This window comes from Haemophilus parahaemolyticus (genome assembly GCF_018373095.1).
GTDB lineage: Bacteria > Pseudomonadota > Gammaproteobacteria > Enterobacterales > Pasteurellaceae > Haemophilus_A > Haemophilus_A parahaemolyticus_A.
Genome location: NZ_JAHAHT010000010.1, coordinates 23,326 through 29,327, shown reverse-complemented (window position 1 = coordinate 29,327; position 6,002 = coordinate 23,326). Strand labels below are relative to the sequence as shown.

Below are 6,002 nucleotides of genomic sequence, written 5' to 3'. Positions count from 1 at the left end.
TGTCCGCATGCTTAAGTGAAATTAAAGACGAGACTAAACGTGTAGTACTGAAGGTAGAGTAATTTCGGACGCGGGTTCAACTCCCGCCAGCTCCACCACTAAACAAGATCTAAAAAGATCACAAACGGTCAAATTTATTGAAAAATCAATAGTTTGACCGTTTTTATTTAGTGTCTTAATACTGCTCAAAAGATCAGTTAATTTCACAAACGATCACATTTTTTAGTAGTAAAAATGGAAGTAAGAACTTACAATGCGCAAAATCTTACTACCATTTTATGAAATTCCTACCATGGCAAAAATCATTAAACAGCTAACCATTGCACAGGTAAACAACGCCAAAGCGGCAGAAAAGATCTATTATTTATTCGATGGGGAAGGGCTGAAACTCGTCGTCAAGCCTAACGGTGTGAAAACGTGGGTGTTTAATTACAAACGCCCCTACACATTAAAACGCACTGAAAAAACTATCGGTACTTATCCTGCAGTATCGCTTAAAGATGCTCGTCAAAAAGCACTCGAATTTCGCCAACTATTAGCCAATAAGATTGACCCGCACGAATTTGAGCGTAAACAAGCCATAGACGCACTAAAAGAACAGCAAAGCACATTCGCCCATGTTGCGAATGAATGGTTGCTATATCGTGCGAAAATCGGCAAAGAACAAGGCAATTACACGGAAAAGACAAGGATTGATACAGAAAGACGTGTTAATTCCGCCATTGATTTAATTGGTGACGTACCTTTCAAAGAATTAACACTAAAGCATGGATTATCCGTGCTTGAACCTTATCGACAATCAGGTGCAACGGCTGAATTGAAAAAGCGTTATTTGGTTTTAAAATCAATCGCAGAATATGCCGAACGCTTTGAATATTGGGAAAACAACAAATGGAAATATCTTGGCGATGATCTCCCTGCAGTGAATAAAAATAAACATCACCCGTCAATCCATTACAAATCTTTACCGGAATTTATGATCAGCCTTGCACGGGCCAACATATCCCAAACAGTGCGACTTGCAATTTTGTGGGGATTGCTCAACGCCACAAGGGCGAGTGAAACCGTTAGTGCAAAATATTCTGATATCATCGAACACGAACATTTGCCGAATGGAAAAGTGTGGCAAGTGGAAATTTCAAAAGGCGGGAAAGGGGAGCGATTGCACCTTGTTCCATTAAGTAAACAGGCAGAAACCTTGCTTTCATACATCAAGCAACACGCAAACAAGGAATATTTATTCCCGTCCACTTTGTCAAAGGCGAGAAATGAAAAGCATATCAATAGCCAAACGCCGAATGAAGTGATTAAAACAATGGACGGCGGGAAATACAAAGGCACCATGACAAATCACGGCATACGGTCGTTATTCAGCAGTTATTGCAATGATAATCGCCTAGAACTCGGATTAGATAAAGAAGTCATCGAAATTTGCCTAAGCCATTTGAATTCCGATGAAATACGAAACGCCTATAATCGGGCAGAATATTTGCCTTACCGATTAAAGACGTTTCAAGAATGGGCCAACTATGTTGAAAAATGTGCGAATGGTTTATTCAAAGAAATTATTGCCTACAAGTCTTAATGTATTCATTCAAGTCGCTTTCCGCAATCTTGCGGGAGCGACCGAATTTATAAGACTTTAACTTGCCGCTAGAAATCCACCGTTTCACGGTGGCTTCTGAACAAATACCCGTCTGCACGATCTCTTTTATTGAAAAATAGCGTTCCATTATAAATCACCTTCTTTCACAAACACGCCGTCAATCATACGCCCTTTGCGGTCTTTTATTTCATCCCATGCCGCTTTCACACAATCTGTTAAATCAAGATCAAAGCAATCGCAAACTTCAACTAAATCTAAAACAATATTACCAAATAACATTTCAAGAGATGTATTGCGGTCTAGTTCACAGCTAATTCGAGTTAAATCATGAAGCAATTCAATCACACAATCATCTGCTGTTAGTGCTGTTTTTGGATGATGTTCAACTGCCATTGACCCAATATTAATTTCATCGCGATTTCGTTGTGCTGAAATAATCGTTAAAACCACAAAGCAATCCCCGATGCTATCTTTGATAACATCTAATTTTGCTTTTGATATTCCATTGCATAATTCACCGAATTCTTCTAATAATTTAATGAATTGTCTTTTAGGCGTTGAACCTTTAATCAAATTTCTATCTTCGGCCCATTGCTCAATATTGTCAGTTAATTGTTTTAATTCCATTATTATTCCTTTTAAACCTAACTTTTCCCCAATCTTTCCCAAAATCCAGTCACTTTCTGACTAAATTTTTTCACAGAAAAGAGTGGTATTTTTTCTTCTTTAATGAAAACGTTGTTGTTTTCATAACAAATCCACTGAAAGTCATTAAGCCGCAACCGTTTATGTTTGATTAATAGATCAATTTGTGACCGATTAATCATAAAACCGACAGGTAAAAGTGCATTTTTTACCTTTTGTTCAATTTCTGAACGGTTACAGTTACTGACACAAGTCCAAGCGTCGCTACGCTCCTTGTTTGTTTCGGTGGTCTCCGCATTGGCATCAGGTGCAACATCTGCCACCGTGCCTTTTTTGATAACCCAATTTTTAAGTTTTGTTCTTATGCTTGCTAAACTGAAACGGTTTTTCACCCCCACAATTTTCTTTCTTGTTTCGCCGTATTGGTTCGGCTCACTTTCTTCATATTCCACGCACAACGGCTGATCTTCACGTTTAGCCATTGCGCCCCCTTGCAACTCTAAATAACTTGCAAAACAAGACACATCACAAACCGCTTGCGCCTCTGCAATGGTCTTATCATCGACATCGTCTAACTGCCATTTCTCTAATTTGCGTAATTCACGCCATACAGAAATTGGCGGGTTGCCGTAAAACTGGAATTGACGGATTCCCCAAAGGTTCGCCCACGCACGCACACGTTGCACGTTTTCGTCAAGTTTCAATCCTTCCACTTCGTCCGATGTTTCGTCTTTTTGATTGCCCGCATAAATGTTTTTGGCAATGTATTTCGCAATATAAGAAACGGCAGAACCTTTTTCAGGGTCAATTTCATCTACTCTGCAGCGGTGTTTTTTCGCTCCGAATTCATCGCCGTCTAGCTCTAAAGCTTTTGATTTAAATAAACGGATTACTTCTTCTTTATCTTCCGCTTTCACATACACAAGTAAGTGCCAGTGTGGAGTGGCGTCATGGTGCGGTTCAACGCCACGCATGCCAAAAAAGCCAATGCCACGTTTAGCAAACAAGGCGCGCAACTGCGCCCAATTCTTGCTTAAATAAGCGTGCGTTGTGCGTGGGTCTGCACCTTTCCATTTCTTGTTATTTGTGCCGTTGTTATGGGTTGCGTGGAATGATGAAGGGGCGGTCATGGTTAAGAACAATGACACATAGCCTTTTTCCGTTGCCCATTCGTCCACACCACGCAAGCGGTTCATCATCTCGTTAAAACGGATGGCAGGATTACCGGAAGATTTTTGCCACATTGCCATCAATTCCACCTGTTCGGATGGATCGTCAATGTTTTCAATAATCATCTGTTTTAAATATTCAAGATTGGCTTTTTGTTGATTGCGGTAATCGCTCAATGCACCTGTTGAAATGTAAGGGCTGACTTTTGCTGATACTTCACCGCAACCAATCGCCAAATGCTCGATAAGGCGTTTTTGCGTGCTGCGTAATGTGCGAAACCAGTATTTTTCGCATACCACACGCAACAATTCGCCTTCTTGCTGTTGCACAGAAAGGCGTTTACCTTCTTCTAGGCGGTGTTGGCTTTTAAGTGGAAAGCCAATATTTTTGCAAACATCAGCACAAAGGCGGTGCAGTTCACTGCTTAGGCGTGAAAAATCGACCGCACTTAATAGCCCAACGGCTTTTTGATTGGCACAATCTTCCACGAAATCGCTTTGCAATCCGTTGAAGTGCAAGGCGAGTTTATAGGCGATTTCTTTTAATTGGCGTTCGCCTAATAGGTAGAAATGCAAGCCTTTACTATCCACAGGCTTTTGCATGGCCAAGTTGGCTGAATAGTGTTTGCGTTCAAGCAACCACGAAACAGAAATGCGATATTGCTCAAAAACGGCTTCCAAACGATTTGTTAAAACATCACGCAAGGTGGTGTTGGCAATGCGGGCTTGTTTATTGCCTAAGCTAAAACTAATTGACCCATCATCTTTCACACTGCGATAAGCACGCAACCACACATTACGGAAGTGTTCACGTTGGCGTTTGCGTGGTAAATCTGAAAGCAGTTTTTCAACATAATCAAAATGATTAGGGGCAACCGCAAACAGCTCAATTTGTGCGGCAGTTGCTTGCGGCAAGTCTAAAGTGCGGTGAGTTTTAGCCGCACTTTCCATTCTTGCCAAACGAGCTTCTTCCATCGCTGAATCACGTTTAGCGATGTTATTGTCTCGTTGTTGCTCCCAGTTCATCATTTTATTTCTATGCTCTTTGTAAGTTAGCTAAATATTCATTGTGCTGATCAAAGTAATCTTTAATGGCTTGATTGGTTGAGTTGATCGCACTTTCCATTTCAGTGAGTGAAAGCACTTCATATTGCGCCAAGGCAAAATTGCGGACTTCATTCACTGCGCCAATGATGGTGTTGTGTAATCGCCCAATCACTCTGGCTTTTTGTTTTCGCCAACCGTCACTATCTGCGACAATCTCTAACACTTGAAAGCGGTCGCCAATCTTGGTGATTTGTAATTCGGCTCCGCAATCTAAATTGATGTAAATATCGGTACTCATTTTGTTTTTCTCCGTGGATTGGCTTGCCATTGCTCCCAATCTCTGTATTTTTGTAAAAAGATTTGGCGTGCTTTTGTCGCCAAGTCGCCGTTTTCAATAAATTCATTAAATGCTTGTCTTGCTTGCTCTTCATCGCCTTTGTCTAAGTGATAGATGTAAGCGAAGAGTTTTTCCTGTGCCTTATCGAGTTTTTGATAATATTCCTTTGCCACAATGCTCAATGCGCCACGACTTAAAATAACGGTTGCCATACTTCCCCCTAATTCAATGCTTTATCAATCAATGTGAATTCGCGTTCGGTAATGCCTTTAGGAAACATTCCCGAAATCAACCGCACCTTGCGAAACGCCTTGGCGATTTTGCGTTGTCCGTTTTCGGTGTAGTGGTGTAGTTTCTCGCCTGAAAATGTGGTGCTAACTAAATCATTGATGTCGAGTTCTGCCATTGCTAATAAGATTTCTCTTTCGCCTTGTGAAAGGTTGCTGAAAGCGTATTCCACGCGATAGCGACTTTTGCCGATAACGTGGCGGCAATCGCCCCAACTTTGCACCTGTTCAACCGCAATTTGATTTTCTTTGCAGAATTTTGCTGCCGCACTTTCTTTGCCTGAAACGTACATCACACGCCCCCTTGCTTATTTGCCTTGAACCCAACTTAACCAACGACCAAACATTCCTTGCTTGTTCCAACTGGCTTTTTCAAGCAGTGCCGCACGGTCGGAAAGTGTTTCATTCAATAGCACTTGTTGTTTGTTTAATTCTGCTTGATGATTAATGTGACGGCTGATGATTTGAATTTGCGTTTCCAACTTTTTCACACGTTTTTCTAACTCCCAGACATTCACACGTCCTTTGCGTGTTTTGCCGTTGTCGTAGGTGTAATCATTTTTTGCCATTTGCTTGGTCTCCCTGAATTTTGGTTGCAAAAATCCTGTCGCATGAATTTCTTCAAACGACGGGCTTTAAATTAATGTTTAAAAATTAAGAATTAATCGGTTGGAATTTCGACTTGTCGAGTGTCCGTCTCGTCTAATGGCTTATTGCCTAACATGGCTTGCTGATTGGTTTCAAAGCTTGCTGTTTCGACTTCTACAATCTCACTGATCACTTTAAAACGACACTCACGACAGCCACTGCAATAGCCAAATGTTTGCGTGGTTAACTTTGATAATCTTTCTGAGGTTCGCACATAGATATTTTCTGAACCGCATTTCGGGCATTTAACATTAACTTTCACT

The 6,002-nt window shown here is 41.0% G+C and carries 9 protein-coding genes and 1 other RNA gene; 2 read left to right on the top strand and 8 right to left on the bottom strand.

Translation table 11 applies throughout. The features are described 5' to 3' along the window. Positions 1 to 98, top strand: a transfer-messenger RNA (tmRNA) gene (gene ssrA, locus KH943_RS02365); the annotation flags it as partial. 155 nt (positions 99 to 253) lie between these two features. Then, the gene (locus KH943_RS02360; protein WP_304107080.1) at positions 254 to 1,585 is read left to right on the top strand and encodes an integrase arm-type DNA-binding domain-containing protein; all 1,332 of its coding nucleotides are present in this window, start codon (positions 254 to 256) and stop codon (positions 1,583 to 1,585) included. On the opposite strand, the gene KH943_RS02355 is transcribed toward KH943_RS02360, so the two are convergent. From KH943_RS02355 to KH943_RS02320, 8 genes are all read right to left on the bottom strand, one after another. Continuing rightward, positions 1,566 to 1,733: a helix-turn-helix domain-containing protein gene (locus KH943_RS02355; RefSeq protein ID WP_049367448.1), complete on the bottom strand. Its 168-nt coding sequence runs from the start codon at positions 1,731 to 1,733 to the stop codon at positions 1,566 to 1,568. The two genes, KH943_RS02360 and KH943_RS02355, sit on opposite strands and share 20 nt — an antisense overlap. Beyond that, positions 1,733 to 2,233, bottom strand: a complete 501-nt coding sequence (locus KH943_RS02350) for a MazG-like family protein (protein ID WP_438359813.1) — start codon at positions 2,231 to 2,233, stop codon at positions 1,733 to 1,735. The genes KH943_RS02355 and KH943_RS02350 overlap by 1 nt, the downstream gene beginning before the upstream one ends. 17 nt (positions 2,234 to 2,250) lie before the next feature. Beyond that, positions 2,251 to 4,449: a replication endonuclease gene (locus KH943_RS02345; RefSeq protein ID WP_304107072.1), complete on the bottom strand. Its 2,199-nt coding sequence runs from the start codon at positions 4,447 to 4,449 to the stop codon at positions 2,251 to 2,253. A gap of 7 nt (positions 4,450 to 4,456) precedes the next feature. Next, positions 4,457 to 4,765, bottom strand: a complete 309-nt coding sequence (locus tag KH943_RS02340) for a hypothetical protein (protein ID WP_005700155.1) — start codon at positions 4,763 to 4,765, stop codon at positions 4,457 to 4,459. After that, on the bottom strand, positions 4,762 to 5,016 hold the full coding sequence (locus KH943_RS02335) for a hypothetical protein (protein ID WP_304107066.1): 255 nt from the start codon (positions 5,014 to 5,016) through the stop codon (positions 4,762 to 4,764). The genes KH943_RS02340 and KH943_RS02335 overlap by 4 nt, the downstream gene beginning before the upstream one ends. A gap of 8 nt (positions 5,017 to 5,024) precedes the next feature. Continuing rightward, positions 5,025 to 5,384, bottom strand: coding sequence for a hypothetical protein (locus tag KH943_RS02330; protein WP_070582256.1), 360 nt, complete (start codon positions 5,382 to 5,384; stop codon positions 5,025 to 5,027). 15 nt (positions 5,385 to 5,399) lie between these two features. Further along, positions 5,400 to 5,660, bottom strand: coding sequence for a hypothetical protein (locus tag KH943_RS02325; protein WP_070582257.1), 261 nt, complete (start codon positions 5,658 to 5,660; stop codon positions 5,400 to 5,402). A gap of 92 nt (positions 5,661 to 5,752) precedes the next feature. Then, on the bottom strand, positions 5,753 to 6,001 hold the full coding sequence (locus KH943_RS02320) for an ogr/Delta-like zinc finger family protein (RefSeq protein WP_070582258.1): 249 nt from the start codon (positions 5,999 to 6,001) through the stop codon (positions 5,753 to 5,755). Position 6,002 lies beyond the last annotated feature (1 nt).

Coding starts and splice junctions, on each gene's coding strand:
- KH943_RS02350 (WP_438359813.1), bottom strand. CDS start 2,233: ATGGAATTAAAACAATTAACTGACAATATTGAGCAATGGGCCGAAGAT.
- KH943_RS02345 (WP_304107072.1), bottom strand. CDS start 4,449: ATGATGAACTGGGAGCAACAACGAGACAATAACATCGCTAAACGTGAT.
- KH943_RS02340 (WP_005700155.1), bottom strand. CDS start 4,765: ATGAGTACCGATATTTACATCAATTTAGATTGCGGAGCCGAATTACAA.
- KH943_RS02355 (WP_049367448.1), bottom strand. CDS start 1,733: ATGGAACGCTATTTTTCAATAAAAGAGATCGTGCAGACGGGTATTTGT.
- KH943_RS02360 (WP_304107080.1), top strand. CDS start 254: ATGCGCAAAATCTTACTACCATTTTATGAAATTCCTACCATGGCAAAA.
- KH943_RS02335 (WP_304107066.1), bottom strand. CDS start 5,016: ATGGCAACCGTTATTTTAAGTCGTGGCGCATTGAGCATTGTGGCAAAG.
- KH943_RS02325 (WP_070582257.1), bottom strand. CDS start 5,660: ATGGCAAAAAATGATTACACCTACGACAACGGCAAAACACGCAAAGGA.
- KH943_RS02330 (WP_070582256.1), bottom strand. CDS start 5,384: ATGTACGTTTCAGGCAAAGAAAGTGCGGCAGCAAAATTCTGCAAAGAA.